The following is a 20419-nucleotide window of genomic DNA, read 5'->3' on the forward strand; positions in this document are numbered from 1 at the left end:
CACCTCGCCAATACAATCACCGCGAAGTAACCGCAGTTGATATTGGCTTCGCTGATCTAGTGGAGGGTGATGTGCTGAATTATATAAAAGAAACATTGCCTCCGTCCACAAGGGCATGCCTTGGGAGAGCAAGAAAAAAAATACAGAACAAGACCGTTGATCAAATAGATAAAAAAATATTGGCGTGGAAAATGCGTCGCCATCATGCCAAGGAGATAGAGAGAATAAAGCATAAAAAAAGAATCAAGGTGGTGTTCCTTGTAATAAAGGAAAGCGTCTGGAAGGTCGATACTGTATTCCAGAAAATGCTGGATGATCCCTTCTTTGATCCGGTTATCCTTGCCTGCCCTTACGTTCAACATGATCATGGGAGAATGATCGAGGATATCGATAGGGCATATCAGTGCTTTTCAGTAAAAGGCTATCCCGTAATACGTGCATATGATGAAAAAAATGATGCCTGGCTAAGTATTGAAGAGCTGGATCCCGATCTGGTTTTTTTCACGGTTCCACACAAGTTGACCAGGCCAGAGTATTACGAGGGAGCATATTCTAAATACTTGACATGCTACGTTCCTTATTACTGTCTTGCCACTAGTCACGTTGGTGACCAGCGTACTTTTAACCAATTGTTTCACTGCGCCATGTGGAAGATTTTTATGCCGCACCAGTTTTCCATGGAGAGGGCAAGACTGGTTGCTGCGAATCAAGCTGTCAATTGTGAGGTGACGGGATACCCATCATGTGAAAGCTTGCTGGTAAACTGCAAAGGTGGGAAGCGGGCATGGAAGGAACAGAAGCCAGAAAAGAAAAAATTCATTTTTTCACCTCACCATTCCATCAATGAGGACGCTGAGTCAAGGTTGTCCAATTTTCTCGAATATGCCGAGTTCATGGTTGAACTCATGAGGAAATACTCCAATGAAACTCAGTGGTCTTTCAAGCCGCACCCGCTCCTCAAGTCTAAGCTCTATATACATCCTGACTGGGGAAGGTATAAAACCGACAAATATTACTCTTTATGGGAATCATCCGATAATTCTCAGTTGGATGAAGGCGAGTATGGCGATTTGTTCCTTCAGTCAGATGCAATAATACATGACTGCAGTTCGTTTATTGTCGAATACCTTTTGGTGGAAAAGCCATGCCTGTATCTTGCCAGTAATGATAAGCAGATTGGGCTGATCAATGATTATGGATTAAAGGCTCTAAAGGCCTATGATATTGCCAAAGATAAACAAGATATAGAGGCTTTTTTGGTTTCCGTTATTCACGGGGGGCGCCGCCTTAAGAGTACTCATGTCCAGTTTTTATCCGAAGAGATCGAGCCCTTGTATAATCATGAGTCACCGTCCAACAAGATATTGAGATGCATCAAGAACGAGATTTCTATCGCGGGGAAGTAGTTCGACCAACCTTGCGGAGCTATATCTGGCAACTTATTGAACATGCTCTATCGCCGCATTCCATCGAGGTTCCCTGCCATGAATGATGCCACAGAGATAAGATACGGATCAGCTTCTAAAGCAGCTGTAAACCAGACAAGGAATCAACTTATCATCCTCGGTGCTGGACGTCCTCACAGTGGTGACCAGCACCCGGTTCTCAGGGGAGCCTCCAACCAAGGACGCGTACTGGATTGGCTTTTACAAGCGGTAGGGTGTCTCTCACCGGAAGTCAAGTTTGTTGGCGGATACCAGATTGAAGAAATCTCCAGCCGCTACCCTGGCCTTCATTACACCTTCAATGCGGAATGGGAAAACACTGGTGCAGCAGCCTCCTTGCTGCACGCTCCTTTATCCATAGATACTCAGTACTTCATTTCATATGCCGATGTGCTGTTTCACGAGTCAGCCGTGCGTTCCGTCGCAGAGGCTAGTGGCGATATTGTGGTAGCCGTTGACAGTGCATGGCGCCATCGTTTCTCCTGCCGCTCGGATGGCGATATCAGGCGTTGCGAGAAAGTGACTATCTTCCAGGATGCAGTGACAAGCCTGGGGCCAGACATATTACCTGAAATGGCAGATGCGGAGTTTGTCGGATTCGTTCGTTTGAGCCCGGTAGTAATCCAGTATCTTAAAGCTAACGCCGAATCAATTTTTACAGCAGTACAGCACGCCAATCTTTCTCAATTGCTGGAGTTGCTTCGTATAAGGGGCTTCGGTGTTAAAGCAGTGGATGTGAAGGGGGATTGGGCAGAGCTCAACGAGCCGCGTGATCTGACCAGGTTCATCATGGGCACCAAGGCACAGACCCTGCATCGTCTGCAGGGGCTTGTGAGACATAGCCACATTGCTGACCAAGTCAGCTTTACCGTTGCTGAATGGCTCAGTGCTCCGGATCTGGTGATCCGGCGTATTCTGATTGCTTTTCCGCAGGGGCGCCTGGTAGTGCGTAGCAGTGCCCTGTCGGAGGATGGGTTTACCAGTGCCAATGCGGGAGCCTACACGAGTGTGCTGGGCGTGGAGGTTGCAAAGCAGCCCGCTGTACGGAGGGCGATACAGGAGGTGATAGCTTCCTATCCTGACGGAAATGCAGATCATCAGGTATTGGTACAGCCTATGATTGAAGGGGTCAAGATCAGTGGTGTGGCGTTCACTCGAACACTGGCTGATGGAGCGCCGTATTATGTTATCAATTACGATGACCTGACGCATAGCACCGATTCCATAACGAATGGGACCAGCCGCGATCACAAGACACTTCTGGTCCATCGTCACGACAGATTGACATATCAGCAGGCTCCCGAGCCCATAGGTGATCTCCTCCAGGCCCTTCATGAGGTCGAAGATTTATTGGATTATGACTCTCTGGATATAGAATTTGCAATCAGTTCGATGGACCAGATCCATGTGTTGCAGGTCAGACCGATTGCCGTGAGACACGAAAGACTGGCAGCCAGAGATGAGGATGTCACGGAATTGCTGAGTAATGCCGTTTTACGCTTCATCTCCTTGCAAAAGCCATCACCTTTCGTGGTAGGGGGCCCTGCCTTGTTTGGGGTGATGCCCGACTGGAATCCGGCGGAAATCATCGGCACTAAGCCGGGACGTTTGGCCATGAGTTTATACCGTTTCCTGATCATGGACGAGGTCTGGGCGACTCAAAGGGCTGAATATGGATACCGGGACGTGCGGCCCCATCCGCTAATGGTCGCTTTTGCCGGACACCCCTATGTCGATATTCGTGCCAGCTTCAATTCCTTCGTACCCGACAATGTCGATGATGTGCTGGCCGGCAGGCTGGTCAACTTCTACCTGGACTGGCTGAGACAACATCCACACCTTCACGACAAAGTAGAGTTCGACGTGGTGCCTACCTGCTTTGCCCTGGATTTTGAACGCTGGAAGACGCGCTTGATCGAGAAAGGTGGCTTCTCCGTAGAGCAGGTGAACAGTCTAGGAGATGGTCTAAAAGACATCACCAAAGGGGCCATCAGCCGCACGCCTAAAGACCTGGAGAGCATTGAGGAATTGCAACGTCGCTTTGAGCGCATCATGCGGGTTGATATGCCTGAACTGGAGCGTGCATTAGTGTTGCTCGAGGACTGCCAGCGCTATGGCACCCTGGCGTTTTCTCATCTGGCCCGCAGCGCTTTTGTGGCTGTCACATTGCTGAAGTCGGCTGTCTATCGCAGGGTTATCAGCCAAGAAGCGGCGAATGCCTTCCTGAATTCCATCCGTACGATAACACACCGCCTCACGGAAGATGCTGCCGCTACCGCAAATCATCGTATGCCCTGGCAGACATTCGTCGAACGCTATGGGCATCTACGCCCAGGCACTTATGACATTACCTCACCGTCTTATTTGGAAGACCCGCTGCATTTTCTGGCCCCCATCGTCGAGCGTGCGAGGAACAGGGCAGAAGATGCCAGCACTGACGTTGAATTCCATTGGCGCAATGAGCGTGCTGAAATGGGTAGGGCCTTGGCCGAAGAAGGACTGTCGGAAGATCTGGCAGAAGTTGAGCACTTTATGCGTAATGCCATAGAGGGGCGTGAGTATGCGAAGTTCGTCTTTAGTCGTCATCTCTCGGCCGCGTTGGACTGTCTTGTGAAGGTGGGAAGTTTCTATGGTGTGTCCCGCGACGATTTGGCGCATCTATCACTTGACGCCTTTACTGCCCTGCGTTCAGGCAATGTGACCACCAACGACATAGGCGAATGGCTCCGTGAACAGGTTACAGATGGCAAGCGGTCGCACCAACTGGCAAGGATGGTCGAACTACCTCCCTTGCTTCTCAATGAACAAGATTTTTATCTGTTTCATTACCCTAATACTCAGGCCAATTTTGTGGGAACCGGCAGGGTCATCGCATCATGCGTGGAACTGGGGAATCTATCTGTCAGTCAAACACCTTCCTTGGGGGGCAAGATTGCCTTGATTCCTCAGGCTGACCCGGGGTTCGACTGGATATTTGGTCAGGATATCGTAGGATTAATCACTATGTATGGCGGGGCCAATTCCCATATGGCTATCCGAGCGGCTGAATTCGGATTGCCAGCCGCCATCGGAGTGGGGGAAACCCGTTACTCGTGTTTTGTTCGGGCATCTGTTCTTGAGCTTGACGCTGCCAACCATCGGATACAGGTTCTTCGGTGAGCCTGCGCATCGGTATCACCCAGCGGGTGGAAGTGGCAGCATCATACGCTGAGCGTCGCGATTGCCTTGACCAGCAATGGACTGTTTTGGTTCAACAGTTGGGTCTTACGCCAGTTCCTGTGCCTAACAGTGTAGATAATGCAGCATCATGGCTGGATGCGATGGCTCTGGATGGTTATATCCTCTCCGGCGGAAATGACCTGAGTTGCTTGCCTAGCCCTACATGCCCAGCTCCCGAACGGGATCGAACGGAACAAGCCATTCTTGACCACGCATATGATATGAGCCTGCCTGTGCTGGGCGTTTGCCGGGGCTTGCAGATGATGAACGTATATCTTGGCGGCAGCCTTCACCTCGTTGAGGGGCATGTCGCGACTCGGCATGCCGTCACGGCAACAAGTGATGATGCCCGATTTACTGATTACACCGTGGCCAACAGCTTTCATGACTGGGGGGTGACGCTAGAAGGCCTGGCCGAGCCACTGCAGTCTTGCCTAACGGCGCCAGATGGCACCATCGAGGCTTGCAAGCATCGTCAGCGGGACTGGATCGGGATTATGTGGCATCCAGAGCGGGAAACACCCTTTACCCAAACGGATATTCGGCTCATCGATTGGCTGTTCAGGGGAAATTTATGAAAGCCATCATTCTAGCGGCGGGGCAAGGAACTCGTCTGCGACCCTACACTAATGATAAGCCAAAATGCATGGTCCACTTGGCTGGAAAGTCGCTTCTGCATCGGCAAATGGAAATCATGTCTCAGTGTGGAATTTCAGATAGCATCATCGTTGGTGGGTATTGTATAGAGCGTATTGATCCACTCGATGCGAAGGTGGTGGAGAATTATGACTACGATTCTACCAATATGCTAAGCACGCTCTTCTGCGCGCGCGATCACATGATCCCCGGTGAAGATCTACTGATAAGTTATGGCGATATAGTCTACGAGCCGCAGGTTCTTCAATCGATTATTGATTGCAGCGCTGCGATCTGTGTGGCTGCAGATACGCAGTGGGAGAAGCTGTGGAAGTTGCGAATGGATGATCCTTTGTCTGATGCAGAAACATTTGTATTCGATAAAAACCAATATATAGTTGAATTAGGGAAGCATCCGAAGTCTTATCGTCAAGTGCAAGCTCAGTATATGGGGCTTATGCGTATTCGTAGCGACAAGGTGGCGGACGTTATCGCTGCCTATGATGCCTTGGATGTCGATGCGCTATACGATGGAAGTGATTTTTCCAACATGTATATGACAAGTTTTCTACAGTGCCTGATTGATAAGGGGTGGCTTGTTAAAGCGTGCCTGGTAGAGGGCGGGTGGCTTGAGGTGGATACAGCGGAAGACTTGAATACCTATGAACGTATGGCAGTGGAAGGTAGCCTCGATCATTACTATAAATGTTCCTCTCCATCGTGAAACCTGCTTTAAAGCAACGTAATATTGCCATGGCCACATGGCTCTGATGGTTAACCATAATAGGCAGGCGCATGGGTCAAGTGGCATTTGATTTTATTCTTGCATGCGGTATCGCAACTAACGGTGGGACTGGGAACCTCTTCTCCGATGCGGTCGAGCGTGAGGTGAGTGATCAATCGTGGCTTGACGCTCCATTTCTACTGACTTTCACCCTGATGTTATCTTCTCCCTAGCCTTTTCCACTCACAATGTGAGAAATCGCTCGATAATGCATACCGCTGATATCAGTGGTGAGTGGCAGGCAGCCCTGATAAGTTAATGCACTTTCCTTGTTATCTGGATGGGTTGTAGCGAACCTTTTAATGTCCAGTGGCCAAGCAATGGCAAGGCGACTTCCTTCCGCGGACGCGGTTTTTACACTTGATCTTCTACTCGTCATTTCTCTCGCATATTTCTTCTGCCTCTCGTGGTTCGCATGACGTTTGGTAAAGGCCGGTACGGTTATCTCAATCAATAGAAACATGGCTGGTCAGGTTCCATGTATTCCTCGACGTCCCATGGCGTATTGTGTGGACAGCAATATTCATTTATTACGCATCGGGATTATATTGGCAATAGGTTTCGATGTCACGCCCTGTATCGGACGATCAATGAACTGCTGTTAAGTGAGGTTCTGGTGCTCCTGCCTGCACTGTATTCTGATGGAGATTGTGCGTCATGATATTGGTTACTGGTGGTGCTGGTTATATTGGTTCTCACGCGGTAGTGAGACTTCTTCAAGCAGGCTATGACGTTGTGGTTCTTGACAGTCTTGAAAATAGTTCCGTGGAGGCCTTGTCTCGTGTTGAATCTATCGCACGAAGGTCTCTACATTTTATTCAAGGGGATGTTCGGGATCAATCATGTCTACATGACTTGTTTGCCTCATGTGATATTGATTTTGTGATGCATTTTGCCGGTCTAAAGTCGGTGTCTGAGAGTTTGGTGAAGCCAATGATTTATTTTGACAATAATGTTGGTGGAACCTTGTCCTTGTGTCAGGCAATGGACAAAGCCGGAGTTCGAAAACTGATATTCAGCTCCTCTGCTACTGTATACGGTAACGTGCCTGCAATGGCCATTCATGAGGGGTTTCCTACTCGAGAACCAACCAATCCTTATGGTCGTTCCAAGTTGATGAATGAGGAAATTCTAAGGGATCTGGTGAGTGCCGATTCGCGATGGTCTATTGGCCTCTTGCGGTACTTCAACCCTGTGGGGGCTCACGAGAGTGGTGTGATTGGAGAAGATCCTAACGATATTCCCTGTAATTTGTTGCCTTATATTTCACAGGTTGCCATCGGTCGCATGAAAATGCTGTCAGTGTATGGCAACGATTATCCTACTCCTGATGGCACAGGAGTGCGGGACTACATCCATGTGATGGATCTCGTTGATGGACACCTATGCGCAATGCAGACTGTTCAGTCGAGGACAGGGATCGGAGTATGGAATCTTGGCACTGGGCGAGGCTACTCCGTTCTGGAGATGGTTCGCGCCTTCGAAAGGGTCTCGGGGCGATCTGTGCCCTTCCAGATTGTTCCCCGTCGTCAAGGGGATGTTGCCGAGTGTTGGGCCGATCCTGTCAAGGCCGAGCAGGAACTCGGCTGGAAGGCAAGGCGCACTCTGGATGACATGATGGCGGATACCTGGCGATGGCAATGCCAAAACCTAAACGGGTATAATAATGACGATCGCTTTTCTTCCTTTGGTGGATAATACCAAGAGTACCTATCATGAGTACGACAGCGTCCATCCTATCTTCGCTTTAGGTTGTCGGCGACTTGCAACGTAGATATCGTATGGTTCATATGATGCCAAGCGACATTTTTAACATATTCGTAGTGTCACCTCGCCCTCCGGGTCTGACCAAGAAGCACTTATAGGCGCATCAATTGCAGTTCATGATTTCTTGAGAGATCGGGAAGCATCAGTGATTGCAATTGCTGATTTTCAATCAGGTTGGTCATGAATATTCGAGACATTTACTGGATTCCGTCTTGATGAATGGGCAGATAGTCATGCCAGGTGTAAAGGCCGTTCAGGCCAGTGCGATACTGATTATCTTCGCATTGCCTGCGCTCATGAACACGGCTTTATGGCTCCTTGCGGTGAGCTTGGCCATTCTTGGGCTTGTGATCATGGCGTTCAATCCTTTTCTTAGCGATGCGTGTGGTTCACCGCCGTTGCCCAAGGCTGGGCGAGTGTTGGTTCTGGGACTCGGCATCTATGCAATCACCCATCTGACGATGAACCTGTATCATGGGAATACTGTCGCGGAGTGGTCGCGGGTCGTGTTGCCTCTGCTTTGCCTGGCGGGCGCAATGGCACTGCATGTTCGACAGCCCAAGGCCTCGTGGATGTGGATTGGCTTGTCTATCGGCGCTCTGCCACTGGGTTTCCTGGCGATCGTAGAACGCCTGCTGGGTGTGGATCGCGCCGGGAACCATGGTCCCCTGGATGCCATCCTCTTCGGTAACATCGGCTTGCTGGCAGGCCTGCTTTGCCTTGCCGGCCTGGGATGGGCTTGGGCCCGGCCTCGCCGTTGGCGATGGTGCGTGGCTCTGCTGACAGGAGCAGCTGGTGGTTTTATCGCTTCGGCACTGTCGGGAAGTCGTGGTGGCTGGATTGCCCTTCCATTCGCACTTGTTATCTTTAATCTGGGACTAGTGCGTTGGCTACCAGCCTCTCGTCGGACTGTTTTCTGGTTTTCAGTGATGGGAGTACTGGTTGCCATCTATGCCTTTCCCCATACCGGTGTCCAAGATCGGATTGGTGTCACGCTCGGGGAGGTGACCCATTATCTTTCAGGTGAAGAAGTGGACACGGGGTCCGTCAGCTTGCGCCTCGATATGTGGAGTGGTGCCGCCCGATTGGTCAAGGAGAGTCCCGTTCTGGGGCACGGTGAGGCCGGCTATGATGAAGGCATGCGTCGGTTGATGGGGAAGATGGGGCTCGAGCCGGGCATTCTGCAATTTTATCATGCGCATAATGACCTTCTGGACGCCTGGGCGAAGGCTGGCCTCCCGGGTCTCCTGACGTTACTGATGCTTTATGCTCTCCCCATTGTGCTCTTCCGCTCCGGCCTGGCAAACCCTGATCCTGCTAGCCGTTCGCTCGCGATGGCAGGTGTGCTGTTGTCGGTTTGTTTCATGAGTTTCGGAGTAACGTACAGTTTTTTTTATTTCCCGGTGGGAATCGCGGTCTATTGCAGTTGGCTGATGGTCATCTGGAACCTCCATCAACAGGCCGCTGAGTCTCTTCCAGTAAACCAGTCCGAGCATGGGCGTCATGGTATGTCACGAAGACTGGGTTCATGACATCCTGACGATGTACCCTGGGTGTGCACCATGGCTGATACTTGCTTATCTAAGCGATGTGGCTTTGCCAAGCATGAGGTGTTTCAGGCATTCACCCCTTATCCGTCGTATGGTCCTCAAGCGCCAGGCGAAGTGCATCCCTGAGAATCGGCAGATAAGAGGCATCGAGATCACGTACCGCCGAGAGCAGGGTCAGACGTCCCTGCCGGGCGTGACGCATCAGCAGGAGCAGGCATTCCGGGGCGTCTCGTAACTCTCCTCGATAGCGGGCGGCAAAGACAGCAGCGCTGATCTCCCCCTGATGGAACTGCCGGCGCAGGGCGGGGGAGGGCGAGGCGTCGCGATACCAGTCGGTCAGCGCCAGGGATTCCCGACGCTTGCCCCGTGGCCAGAGGCGGTCGACCAGGACCCGGGCACCATCGTCGGGCTCCGGTGCCTGGTAGATACGCTTGAGTGCGATATCGTGGTTCACTCCTCGGCCTCCTGGTCGAGAGATGCGCGTTCCGCCCTGGCCCTCGCCTGCCAGGGGCCGGGAAGGGCGGCCGCGCGATCCAGGGCCTGGCGTGCCGTCTGCAGGTCCCCCTCGCGGCTCGCCAGCAGGCCCAGGTTGAGCCAGCCCGGGGCCAGCTCCGGGTCGGCAGTCGTGGCCGCACGATAGGCCGCCAGGGCCCCGGGACCATCGCCGGTGGCGTGCCGGGCATTGCCCAGGGCGAATTGCACCATCGCCGCATCGGGGTGACGCTCGGCCAGGGCCTGCCAGGCGGGCAGGGCCGCACGATTCCCCTGCGCCGATTCGAAGTCGGCGATCGCCCGGATGGCGGCATCGACGCCGACACTGGCCGGCAGCCTGCCCGGTGCCAGGGCCACAAAGGCCCAGCGGTCACTTCGGGCCCAGGTGGCATCGAAGCGGGCGACGTCGACGACGCGTTCGGGGGTCATGCCGCTGTGCAGGGTCAGGGACTCGTCCGGCAGGTCATAGCCGATGGCCACGGCATAGTGCCAGAGCGGCCAGGCGGGGAGCGCGAGGTTCTGCATCACCACCACCGGATTCCCGGCCGCCAGCTCCTCGAGAAGGGCGTCGTACTCACCCGGTATGCGGAACGGTACCATCCCCTGGCGACGTACCGTGGCGAGCATCTCCGGTTGCACGCTGCCTTCCCGGCCGGGCAGGAAGACCTGGGGGATGAGGGCGTCGACGCTGGCGTCGCGGCCGCCGGCGTTGAGCACCATGGCCAGGGACGCCGGCCCGCACTGGTAATCGCGCTGCCCATGGAAGGGCACGTCATCGAGTTTTACCCGGTCGGGCAATGCCTCGCGGGTGGCGGGTGACACTTGCGGGGCACTGGCGCACCCCGCCAGCAACAGCAGACAGGCCATGATCACAAGAACGCCCGCGATGCGGGCGTTCCTGCGTTGCGGTGGCCGGATGTGACCGGTCATTCGATGCCTCGGGACTCAGCGGGTGAAGGGGAAGACATCGGTGAGGCCCAGGATATCGGTCACCAGCAGGATCACGAAGACGGCGAAGAGGGCGCCGACCACGCTGGCCCCGGCGGGCAGTTGATCGAGACGCTCGGCCATCTGGCGGGCCTCCTCGTCGGAGAGAGCGGCCACCCGGGCTTCCACCTCGGTCGGCGAGACGCCCTGGGCGAGGAGCTGTTGCTGGACGTCGTCGCGGGCGAGAATCTCGCGGATCTTGGCTCGATCACTTTGCGTGGACGCGGCGTCGAGTACGGCCGTGGTGCCGACCAGGTCATTGCCGGCTGGTGCGGGAGCCGCGGCGACCGGCAGGCTGCCCAGGACCAGGGCGGCAATCAGGAGCGGGCTGAGGAGTCGGCTGAGTCGTTTCATGATGGCGTTCCTTTTTCTGTCATGGTTGGTCCGGCTCGTGTCCGCTCTGCATGGGCTTCCTTGTCCCATGACGGCGGCGATGCTTCGACAGTATAGAGGATAAGTCACTGACGTTTCACGGCTCTGCGTTGATTCCCCTGGGGTTGCACCGCTACACACTGAACCGCTAGGCCCCTGTGTCATTCGCCAATCGGGCATGAGCCGGATCATTCACCCTGCGCAGAGCGGCGACGGCTGGCCGGCCAGGGATAGCGAGCCAGGCTCAGCCGACCCGATAGGAGGAAGGCAGCTCGGCCAGCGGCCCGCGACCGCCGGCCAGGGTCAGGGTCAGGTCGTGAAGGCCGTCCCAGAGGGGAATGGGGCTCGCGCCCTTGATCGCCAGGTCCAGCCGCTGGGCGAACAGCAGCAGCTTGTGCAGGCGCTTCATGGGCAGGCGGTTGATGGCCTGCTGATAGGCGGGGCGCCGCTTGTCGAAGATCGGGGGCTTCTGGGCCTTGCAGGCATGCTCGAGGCTCTGGCCCTGATCCAGATGCTGGTGGAGCGACAGCAGCAGCCGCAGCTCGCGGGTCAGCGCCCAGAGCACGATGGGGGCCTCGACCCCCTCGCCCCGCAGGCCGGCCATGATGCGGGCGACGCGGACCCGCTCGCCCTTGAGACAGGCATCCATGAGGGTGAAGACGTCGAAGCGGGCGCTGTCCTCCACGCCGCCGGCGACCTGCTGGGGCGAGATGCGGGCACCGGGAGGGGACAGCAGGGCAAGTTTCTGCAGCTCCTGATCGGCGGCCAGCAGGTTGCCCTCGGTGCGCTCGCCGAGCAGGCGAGCGGCATCGAGATCCAGCGTCAGGCCATGGCGACCGGCCCGGTCGCGGAGCCAGTAATGCAGTCGCGAGGCGTCCACCGGCCATACCGGGACGAACAGCCCGGCCTTGTCCAGCGCCTTGAACCAGGCGCTCTTCTGCTCCCGGTAGTCGAGCTTGCCGGCGGCGATCAGCAGCACGTTGTCGCTTGACGCCATGCCCTCGGCATACTCGCGCAGTGCCTTGGCGCCCTCCTGGCCGGGCTTGCCGTTGCCCAGGCGCAACTCGATGAGCTTGCGCGAGGCGAACAGCGAGAGGCTCGCCGATGCCTCGGTAAGACGGCCCCAGGCGAAGTTGGCCTCCACATGGAGCACCTCGCGCTCCTCGATGCCCGCCGCCCGCGCGGCGCCCCGCACCGCATCGCAGGCTTCCATATGCTGCAGCGGCTCGTCGCCGGCGACGATCACCACCGGCGGGAGGGACTTGTCCAAGGCCGGTTCAAGCTTGTCGGGAAAGACCTTCACGATACGCCCTTCATGCCTCGGCGAGTGGGCGCAGGCGGTCAAGCAGCTGGCGAACGGCCTCGCGGCGCAGTCGCTCGCTGACCGCCTCGCGCTGCTCGTCGCCGGCCAGCAGGTTATCCTCGCTGACCTCGAAGCGCCCGCTGACTTCCAGGGTCTGCTGGTCGAGGCGATAGGCCCGATCGGCGCGTCGCTGGACCGAGAAGGGGACCCGCAGCGTCATCTCGTGTTCCTGGCTGCCCGAATCGAGCACGCTCAGGCTGCGCTCCTCGAATTCCTCGGCGCCGAGATTCAGCACCAGGGGGGCATCGTCACGGATCCGGGTGCCGGCAGCCTCGAGGCGATCCGTGGCCAGCCGACTGAAGTCGCTGTCGCGACCGGCGACGGCCAGTGCCTCGAGGCTCAGGGCAGGCTGGCCGTAGCCGCGCAGGTGGAAGCCACAGCCGGCCAGGGCCACGGAGGCACCGACGGCGAGACTCAGGCGAAGCAGGGTACGGCGCTGCATGGAAGCTCCTTTGCGGCCCTCAGCCGACGACGATATTGACCAGCTTTCCGGGCACCACGATGACCTTGCGCACCGTCTTGCCCCCGACATGGCGCTGGACGTTCTCGGCGGCCATGGCCTGGGCCTCGATGGCCGCCTTGTCGGCATCGGCCGGGACGTCCAGGCGAGCGCGCAGCTTGCCATTGACCTGGACGACCAGCTCGATGGTGTCACGGGTCAGCGCCGACTCGTCAAGCGCCGGCCAGGTCGCGTCGATGGCCGGGTCGTCATGACCGAGCTCGGCCCAGAGGGCGTGACAGACGTGGGGAGTGATGGGGGCGAGCAGCAGCACGCAGGCCTCCACGGCCTCGCGGGCCACGGCCAGGCCGAGCGGGCTTTCGTCCTCGCACTTGCCCAGCGCATTGGTGAGCTCCATCACCGCGGCGATGGCGGTATTGAAGGTAGTGCGACGGCCGATGTCGTCGCTGGCCTTCTTGATGGTCTCGTGGGTCTTGCGGCGCAGCTCGCGCTGGGCATCGTCGAGGGCGTTGAGTTCCAGCTCGCCGGGCTCGCCGGCCGTCAGGTGCTCGGCCACCAGGCGCCACAGGCGCTTGAGGAAGCGATGCGCGCCCTCCACGCCGGCGTCGGACCACTCGAGGGACTGCTCGGGCGGCGCGGCGAACATCATGAACAGGCGCACGGTATCGGCGCCGAAGCGGTCGATCATCGCCTGGGGATCGACGCCGTTGTTCTTGGACTTGGACATCTTCTCGATGCCGCCCATTTCCACCGGCGCCCCGTCGCACTCGAGCACGGCACTCAGCGGCCGCCCCTTGTCATCGCGCTTCACCACCACATCGGCGGGATTGAACCAGTCCTTGCCGCCGTTCTCGGTGGGCCGATAGAAGGTCTCGGCGATCACCATGCCCTGGGTCAGCAGGCGCTGGAAGGGTTCGTCGGACACCACCAGGCCGAAGTCGCGCATCAGCTTGTGGAAGAAGCGCGCATAGAGCAGGTGCAGGATGGCGTGTTCGATCCCGCCGATGTAGAGATCCACCGGCAGCCAGTAGTTGGCGCGCTCGTCGAGCATGGCCTCCGGGTTGTCGGCGCAGCAGAACCGCGCGTAGTACCAGGAGGACTCCATGAAGGTGTCGAAGGTGTCGGTCTCGCGGATCCAGCCGTCGCCCAGGTCACTGAACTCGGGCATCTTCTTCAGCGGCGAGCCGGAGGCGTCCACGGTGACCTCCAGCGGCAGCTCCACCGGCAGCTCGTCGTCGGTGAGCGGCACGGTCTGGCCCTCCGGGCCGTACTTGACCGGAATCGGCGCGCCCCAATAGCGCTGGCGGGCCACGCCCCAGTCACGCAGGCGGAAGTTGGTCTTCACCTCGCCCTGGCCCTGCTCGGCGAGTTTCGCGGCGATGGCGTCGAAGGCTGCCTGGAAATCCAGGCCGTCGAACTCGCCGGAATTGATCAGCACGCCATAGTCGTCATGGGCCCCCTCGCTGAGGTCCGGGGCGCCGCCGTCGGCGTCGGCGATCACCGGCTCGATGGGCAGGGCATACTTGGTGGCGAATTCCCAGTCCCGCTGGTCGTGGGCGGGCACCGCCATGACCGCGCCGGTGCCGTACTCCATCAGCACGAAATTGGCCACGTAGACCGGCACGCGGCGACCGGTGAGGGGATGCACGGCCTGGTAGCCGGTGTTCATGCCCTTCTTTTCCATGGTGGCCAGTTCGGCCTCCGAGGTGCCGCCGTGGCTGCATTCCTCGAGGAAGGCGGCGAGTTCTGGCTGGCCCTCGGCGGCAGCCTTGGCCAGTGGGTGACCGGCCGCCACGGCCACGTAGGTCACGCCCAGCAGGGTGTCGGGCCGAGTGGTATAGACCCGCAACGGCTCGAGGGTGTTGTCCTCGTGGTCGGCGATGTCGAAGGCCAGCTCCACGCCCTTGGACTTGCCGATCCAGTTGCGTTGCATGGTCTTGACCTGCTCGGGCCAGTCGACCTTATCGAGGTCCGCCAGCAGCTCCTCGGCGTAATCGGTGATCTTGAGGAACCACAGCGGGATTTCCTTGCGTTCCACCGGGGCGCCGGAACGCCAGCCGCAGCCATCGATGACCTGCTCGTTGGCCAGCACGGTCTGGTCCACCGGGTCCCAGTTGACCGTGGACATCTTCTTGTAGACCAGGCCCTTTTCCACCAGCTTGGTGAAGAACCACTGTTCCCAGCGGTAGTAGTCGCTGTCGCAGGTCGCGAACTCGCGGCTCCAGTCGTAGGCGAAGCCCAGCGCCTTGAGCTGGTCGCGCATGTAGTCGATGTTCTGGTAGGTCCACTTCGCCGGCGGCACCTGGTTCTTGATGGCGGCGTTCTCCGCCGGCATGCCGAAGGCGTCCCAGCCCATCGGCTGCAGGACGTTCTTGCCCTGCATGCGCTGGTAGCGTGAGACGACATCGCCGATGGTGTAGTTGCGCACATGCCCCATGTGCAGCTTGCCGCTGGGGTAGGGGAACATCGACAGGCAGTAGAACTTCTCGCGGCTGGCGTCTTCCACCGCCTTGAAGCACTGGTTCTTGTCCCAGTAGTGCTGGGCGTCGCGTTCGATATCAAAGGGCTTGTATTGTGCGTCCATCGCTGTCTTCGGGTACCTTGCTAGTCGAGAGCAGCGCCCAGGGCGCTGCGCATGTCAGCGGGCCTTGTCCGGCGTCAAGATTCGCCCCGTCGAGGCGGGGAACCCATTGATTCGCCGTCGGCATGTCGTCTAAATGGAAGAACCGTTGGGTCGCAAGGATACCCCAGCACGGCAGGCCCCGGCTATGGTGGCCTGGCCACCAGGCCCAGTGAGGACACGAGGAGACCAGCATGAGCGAGCACAAGGAACCGCAGCATCAGGACCATCGGTTGAAGGAAGCCTACGAGCGGGTGCTGTCCCGTCTCAAGGAAGGTGCCGGCGAGCTCAACCGGGAGAACCTGCAGAAGGAGCTCGACGAGGCCGTGGAATTCGAGGCGGAGGTGGAGGAATTTACCCGGGACGAGCTGTCGCTGCTGCGGGCCTGGGTCGAGCGGGACCTCAAGGAGATGCGTCGCTACCTGGGCGCTGGAGGCGAGGGCGTGGCCAGCTGGCTGGGCATCGACCTCTCGGTGCTGTCCCGCAAGGTGGTTGAGTCGCTGCTGTCCATCGCCGACCGCAGCCTGGTCGAGCGCGAGCGCCTCGAGGAGGATCTGGAGGCCTCACGCGCCGATTACACGGCCGGCGAGATGGCGGCGCCCGGCCGCATGGCCTGCACCCACTGTGATGCCATCGTCGAACTCGAGGGCGTGACCCGTATCGAGGCCTGTCACCAGTGCGGCCACCGCTACTTCGTGCGTGCGCCGCTGGATTGAGCCCCGCGCCCCCTGTGCGCAGGGGGCGATGTCTCCGATGTTCTACGTCCTGGCCAGCCAGGCGATCATGGCCACCACCAGAACGGCCATTACCAGCGCGTAGCGCAGGTTCTCGCGCATCATAAGAGTGCCGCTGACGCCGTAGCGTCCCTGCAGCGAGAGATTGATTCCCGACAGCGGGCCGACACTGGTGCCCACCGCCCAGGCCGCCAGCGCCGTGAAGGCGAACAGCGTCTGCTGACCATCCGCCAGGTCGAGCACCGAGGCGAGCACCGAGACCCCGATGATCGGATGCAGCCCGGCCACGGCGCTGACCACGATGGCCAGGAAACTGAACATGGCCTCGCTGATGCCGTATGTCTCGAACAGTGTCCAGCCACCGTCGGTGGCGGCATTTGCCAGTGTCGAGAGTCCCTTGGTCAGTAGGCCCGCGCACAGGAACAGCGAGATCTCCCCGCGCATGGCCGGCAGCCGCGTCAGGGCATGGCGATGCAGCCGCCCCAGGGTCCAGCGTGGCCCCTTGGTCAAGTTGGTGACCAGGGCCGAGGCCGGCATCAGGAAGGTGATGATGCTGACGATGGACAGCTCTGGCGTCAGGCCGAAGTGGAAGCCCATCACCAGCGCCGCCATGACGACCGGTAGCAGCAGGCTGCGCGGCGACATCGAGAAGCCGGCGGTGTCGCTGAGGTCGAAGCGGCGCGGCAGCTCCAGCATCGTCACCAGGCCCGCGCACAGCGCCAGGGGGAGGCCGTGGGCCAGCACGGTGGCGTAGTCCATTGCCGGGGCCAGGGTCATGACAATGCCCATGGAGGCGAAGAAGGGCGACCACAGCGCCGCGCTGGAGAGCCCGCGGTTGAGAGCCAGCAGCTGTGGAAGGGTGAGCGGGGCGTGTCGGGCCAGGCGGTCGCCGACCATGAACACCGTCGACAGGTTGAGGATGGTGCCGAGCAGGTGTACACCCAGCCAGGTGCCGGCGAGTCCCCGGCGACCGGTCACCGGATGCCCGGGCGGGCGCGGCCTGCCCCGCAGATTGCCGATCAGGCCGATGAAGCTCACCCCCACCAGCATGGCCACCACCTGGGTGTTGCCGTCCAGCACACCGGACCAGTCGACCCGGGCGCCGTAGCCGACCGTCGCGACCAGCAGCAGCCCCGCGCCCATGCCCGCCAGCATGCCCGCCTGGCGGCGGTTGCGCCGCGGCAGGTCGGGCCACAGCAGAGCAGTGCCCAGCCACAGGGCGGGACCGGTCAGGGCCTCGACGGCAGGCCACCAGGCCAGGCTTGCGATCCGCGACAGCAGGCCGGCGAGAATCGCCAGACCGGCCAGGGCGTGGCGGGGGGCGACCTCGGGCGAGGCCGCATCGGCGGTCTGGGCGGGCATGGCGACGTTTCCTGGTTGACGGGCGACTGTGAAAGGAAAGCGGCAAGAAGAATAGCATCCTAAGCAAGGCGCCGGGTCGCCTCAAAGAGACGGCGGGACTTGTGCTGAGTCACCCCGACCACTGCCGCGCCTCTTCCTCCCGGGCCCCGTCGAGCAGGGCCAGCATGGCCCGGGCGGCATTGGACAGGGTGCGGCTGCGATGCACCAGGTAGCCCAGGGGACGATGGATCGGCGGGTGGTCGACCTCGAGGACGGCCAGCTCGCCGGCCACCAGCCGCTCGGGCAGCAGGCTCCAGCCCAGGCCGATGGCGGTCATCATCTTCAGGGTCTCCAGGTAGTTGGTGGACAGCGCCACCGGAAGCGTGAGGCCGGCGGTGGCGAAGCGCCCCTCGATCAGGCCGCGGGTGAAGGTCAGCGGACCGGGCAGCACGGCGTCGTAGGCGCACAGCTCGTGCAGTCCCAGCCGGCCACGCCCGGCCAGGGGGTGGTCGGACGCGCAGACGAAGCACAGCCGGTCGATCCACACCGGCACCACCTCGAGCTGGGCATCCGGGTGCGGGGCCAGGGTCACCACGGCGATCTCCAGCTCGCCGTCGAGCACGCCCTGATAGGCCTGCTCGGAATCCAGGAAGTGCAGGTCCAGGCGCACCTCCGGGTGCCGGCCGGTGTAAGCCTTGAGCAGCGGCGGCAGACGGTGCAGACCGATATGGTGGCTGGTGGCGAGCGTCAGGCTGCCGGCGATGCGGCCTTCCAGGTTGCCCAGGGCCCGGCGGCTGTCGTCCACCATCACCAGGATCTGGCGCGCCCGGGGCAGCAGCAGCCGGCCAGCCTCGGTGAGCGCCACCCGGCGGCCGATGCGGTCGAACAGCCGGGCGTCGATCTGGCCTTCCAGCACGGCGATGCGCTTGCTGACCGCGGGTTGGGTCAGGTGAAGCTGCTCCGCGGCCCGCGAGAAGCTACCGGTGTCGGCCACGGCCAGGAAGGCCTGGAGGCTCTGGGTGTCCATGGTGTGTCCTCAAGGCGTCGGTCATGTATTCCCCAAAGGAATCTATTTAATAAATAACATGAATTGCTTTTATGTGCGCGCCGCGTGACACTGCTGGAAAAGCGCCAAACGGCATAGACGGAAAGATCGACCGGACACGCAAAGGGCCCCAGGCCCGGGAGAACGAGATGGCAGGCCAGACCCTCTACGACAAGTTGTGGTCGCAGCACCTGGTGAAGGAGCGCGACGACGGCACCGCCCTGATCTACATCGATCGCCAGCTGCTCCATGAAGTGACCTCGCCCCAGGCCTTCGAGGGCCTGCGCCTGGCGGGTCGTCGTCCCTGGCGGATCGATGCCAACCTGGCGACCCCGGACCACAACGTGCCGACTACCCTCAAGGAGCGCGCCGAGGGCAACGCCGGCATCGAGGATCCGGTGTCGTTGATCCAGGTGCAGACGCTGGATGACAACTGCAACGAGTTCGGCATCGAGGAGTACCGCATCAACGATCCTCGTCAGGGCATCGTCCACGTGGTGGGGCCGGAGCAGGGCGCCACCCTGCCGGGCATGACCGTGGTCTGCGGCGACTCCCATACCGCCACCCACGGGGCCTTCGCGGCCCTGGCCCACGGCATCGGCACCTCCGAGGTCGAGCACGTGCTGGCCACCCAGTGCCTGCTGGCCCAGAAGATGAAGAACATGCAGGTGCGCGTGGAAGGCGAGCTCGGCGTCGGTGTCACCGCCAAGGATATCGTGCTGGCCATCATCGGCGAGATCGGGACCGCCGGCGGCACCGGCTACGCCATCGAGTTTGCCGGCAGCGCCATCCGCGAACTGTCCATGGAAGGGCGCATGACCGTCTGCAACATGGCCATCGAGGCCGGGGCCCGGGTCGGCCTGATCGCCGTGGACGACACCACCATCGACTACCTGCGCGACCGCCACTACGCCCCGACGGGCGAGCAGTGGGAGGCCGCGGTGGTCGACTGGCGCGAGCTGGTCTCCGATGCGGATGCCGAGTTCGACAAGGTGGTGACCCTGGACGCCGCCGCGATCGAGCCCCAGGTCTCCTGGGGCACCAGCCCGGAGATGGTCACCGGCATCGGCGGCGAGGTGCCGGATCCGTCCGAGGCCGCGGACGAGACCGCGCGCAACGGCATCGGCCGGGCGCTGGAGTACATGGGCCTCGCCCCCAAGCAGAAGATTACCGATATCCGCCTCGACAAGGTGTTCATCGGCTCCTGTACCAACTCGCGCATCGAGGACCTGCGCGAGGCGGCCAAGGTCGCGCGCGGCAAGAAGGTGGCCGACTCGATCAAGCTGGCCATGGTGGTGCCGGGCTCCGGCCTGGTGAAACGCCAGGCGGAAGCCGAGGGGCTCGACAAGGTGTTCATCGAGGCGGGCTTCGAGTGGCGCGAGCCGGGCTGCTCCATGTGCCTTGCCATGAACGCCGACAAGCTGGGGGCCGGTGAGCACTGCGCCTCCACCTCCAACCGCAACTTCGAGGGGCGCCAGGGCTTCGGTGGGCGTACTCACCTGGTTAGCCCGGCCATGGCGGCGGCCGCAGCCATCGCCGGCCACTTCGTGGATGTGAGGCAGCTTGCCGCCAATGACGACGCCCAGGTACAGGAGGCCTGAACC

16 protein-coding genes are annotated in these 20419 nt (G+C 59.8%); 8 read left to right on the top strand and 8 right to left on the bottom strand.

What is annotated here, in order from left to right; all coding sequences use genetic code 11:
* Window positions 1–71 precede the first annotated feature (71 nt).
* From EKG36_RS07180 to EKG36_RS07205, 6 genes are all read left to right on the top strand, one after another.
* Window positions 72–1406 carry a CDP-glycerol glycerophosphotransferase family protein gene (locus tag EKG36_RS07180; protein ID WP_126482517.1) on the top strand — a complete coding sequence of 445 codons (1335 nt, stop codon included), beginning with the start codon at window positions 72–74 and terminating at the stop codon, window positions 1404–1406.
* Between the two features lie 78 nt (window positions 1407–1484).
* Window positions 1485–4604, top strand: a complete 3120-nt coding sequence (locus EKG36_RS07185; protein ID WP_126482519.1) for a PEP-utilizing enzyme — start codon at window positions 1485–1487, stop codon at window positions 4602–4604.
* A complete protein-coding gene (locus EKG36_RS07190; RefSeq protein WP_221766055.1) occupies window positions 4601–5242 on the top strand; it encodes a gamma-glutamyl-gamma-aminobutyrate hydrolase family protein in 642 nt (213 codons plus the stop codon). The genes EKG36_RS07185 and EKG36_RS07190 overlap by 4 nt, the downstream gene beginning before the upstream one ends.
* Window positions 5239–6024, top strand: a complete 786-nt coding sequence (locus tag EKG36_RS07195) for a phosphocholine cytidylyltransferase family protein (RefSeq protein WP_126482521.1) — start codon at window positions 5239–5241, stop codon at window positions 6022–6024. The genes EKG36_RS07190 and EKG36_RS07195 overlap by 4 nt, the downstream gene beginning before the upstream one ends.
* Before the next feature lie 717 nt (window positions 6025–6741).
* The gene (gene galE, locus EKG36_RS07200) at window positions 6742–7782 is read left to right on the top strand and encodes a UDP-glucose 4-epimerase GalE (protein ID WP_126482523.1); all 1041 of its coding nucleotides are present in this window, start codon (window positions 6742–6744) and stop codon (window positions 7780–7782) included.
* A gap of 218 nt (window positions 7783–8000) precedes the next feature.
* Window positions 8001–9383, top strand: coding sequence for an O-antigen ligase family protein (locus EKG36_RS07205; protein WP_126482525.1), 1383 nt, complete (start codon window positions 8001–8003; stop codon window positions 9381–9383).
* 91 nt (window positions 9384–9474) lie between these two features.
* On the opposite strand, the gene EKG36_RS07210 is transcribed toward EKG36_RS07205, so the two are convergent.
* The 6 genes from EKG36_RS07210 to leuS form a co-directional block, all read right to left on the bottom strand.
* Window positions 9475–9855, bottom strand: coding sequence for a DUF488 domain-containing protein (locus EKG36_RS07210; protein WP_126482527.1), 381 nt, complete (start codon window positions 9853–9855; stop codon window positions 9475–9477).
* A complete protein-coding gene (locus EKG36_RS07215; RefSeq protein WP_126482529.1) occupies window positions 9852–10823 on the bottom strand; it encodes a PA2778 family cysteine peptidase in 972 nt (323 codons plus the stop codon). Before EKG36_RS07215 ends, EKG36_RS07210 begins: the two co-directional genes overlap by 4 nt.
* Window positions 10824–10838: 15 nt before the next feature.
* Window positions 10839–11234 (bottom strand): PA2779 family protein, encoded by a 396-nt coding sequence (locus EKG36_RS07220; RefSeq protein ID WP_126482531.1) that lies wholly within the window; start codon window positions 11232–11234, stop codon window positions 10839–10841.
* 262 nt (window positions 11235–11496) lie between these two features.
* Entirely contained in the window at window positions 11497–12555 is a 1059-nt protein-coding gene (holA, locus tag EKG36_RS07225; protein WP_126482533.1) for a DNA polymerase III subunit delta, read from the bottom strand.
* A gap of 10 nt (window positions 12556–12565) precedes the next feature.
* Window positions 12566–13057 (bottom strand): LPS-assembly lipoprotein LptE, encoded by a 492-nt coding sequence (locus EKG36_RS07230; protein ID WP_126482535.1) that lies wholly within the window; start codon window positions 13055–13057, stop codon window positions 12566–12568.
* Between the two features lie 19 nt (window positions 13058–13076).
* Window positions 13077–15659 (bottom strand): leucine--tRNA ligase, encoded by a 2583-nt coding sequence (gene leuS, locus EKG36_RS07235; RefSeq protein WP_126482537.1) that lies wholly within the window; start codon window positions 15657–15659, stop codon window positions 13077–13079.
* Between the two features lie 230 nt (window positions 15660–15889).
* Here leuS and EKG36_RS07240 point away from each other — a divergent pair, with 230 nt between their 5' ends.
* A complete protein-coding gene (locus EKG36_RS07240; RefSeq protein WP_126482539.1) occupies window positions 15890–16411 on the top strand; it encodes a zinc ribbon-containing protein in 522 nt (173 codons plus the stop codon).
* A 42-nt stretch (window positions 16412–16453) separates the two neighbouring features.
* On the opposite strand, the gene EKG36_RS07245 is transcribed toward EKG36_RS07240, so the two are convergent.
* Entirely contained in the window at window positions 16454–17791 is a 1338-nt protein-coding gene (locus EKG36_RS07245; protein WP_126482541.1) for a hypothetical protein, read from the bottom strand.
* 109 nt (window positions 17792–17900) lie between these two features.
* A complete protein-coding gene (locus EKG36_RS07250) occupies window positions 17901–18797 on the bottom strand; it encodes a LysR family transcriptional regulator (protein WP_126482543.1) in 897 nt (298 codons plus the stop codon).
* Window positions 18798–18964: 167 nt separating this feature from the next.
* Between EKG36_RS07250 and leuC the strand changes: the two genes are divergently transcribed.
* Window positions 18965–20416 carry a 3-isopropylmalate dehydratase large subunit gene (gene leuC, locus EKG36_RS07255; protein WP_126482545.1) on the top strand — a complete coding sequence of 484 codons (1452 nt, stop codon included), beginning with the start codon at window positions 18965–18967 and terminating at the stop codon, window positions 20414–20416.
* Window positions 20417–20419: the final 3 nt, after the last annotated feature.

The organism is Halomonas nitroreducens, assembly GCF_003966155.1.
In the GTDB taxonomy this organism is placed as follows: Bacteria; Pseudomonadota; Gammaproteobacteria; order Pseudomonadales; family Halomonadaceae; genus Halomonas; species Halomonas nitroreducens.

What these genes read in the sequence shown, in the direction of transcription:
- EKG36_RS07185 (WP_126482519.1), top strand. Translation starts at nt 1,485, where the DNA reads ATGAATGATGCCACAGAGATAAGATACGGATCAGCTTCTAAAGCAGCT.
- EKG36_RS07195 (WP_126482521.1), top strand. Translation starts at nt 5,239, where the DNA reads ATGAAAGCCATCATTCTAGCGGCGGGGCAAGGAACTCGTCTGCGACCC.
- galE (WP_126482523.1), top strand. Translation starts at nt 6,742, where the DNA reads ATGATATTGGTTACTGGTGGTGCTGGTTATATTGGTTCTCACGCGGTA.
- EKG36_RS07215 (WP_126482529.1), bottom strand. Translation starts at nt 10,823, where the DNA reads ATGACCGGTCACATCCGGCCACCGCAACGCAGGAACGCCCGCATCGCG.
- EKG36_RS07220 (WP_126482531.1), bottom strand. Translation starts at nt 11,234, where the DNA reads ATGAAACGACTCAGCCGACTCCTCAGCCCGCTCCTGATTGCCGCCCTG.
- EKG36_RS07230 (WP_126482535.1), bottom strand. Translation starts at nt 13,057, where the DNA reads ATGCAGCGCCGTACCCTGCTTCGCCTGAGTCTCGCCGTCGGTGCCTCC.
- leuS (WP_126482537.1), bottom strand. Translation starts at nt 15,659, where the DNA reads ATGGACGCACAATACAAGCCCTTTGATATCGAACGCGACGCCCAGCAC.
- EKG36_RS07240 (WP_126482539.1), top strand. Translation starts at nt 15,890, where the DNA reads ATGAGCGAGCACAAGGAACCGCAGCATCAGGACCATCGGTTGAAGGAA.
- EKG36_RS07245 (WP_126482541.1), bottom strand. Translation starts at nt 17,791, where the DNA reads ATGCCCGCCCAGACCGCCGATGCGGCCTCGCCCGAGGTCGCCCCCCGC.
- EKG36_RS07250 (WP_126482543.1), bottom strand. Translation starts at nt 18,797, where the DNA reads ATGGACACCCAGAGCCTCCAGGCCTTCCTGGCCGTGGCCGACACCGGT.
- leuC (WP_126482545.1), top strand. Translation starts at nt 18,965, where the DNA reads ATGGCAGGCCAGACCCTCTACGACAAGTTGTGGTCGCAGCACCTGGTG.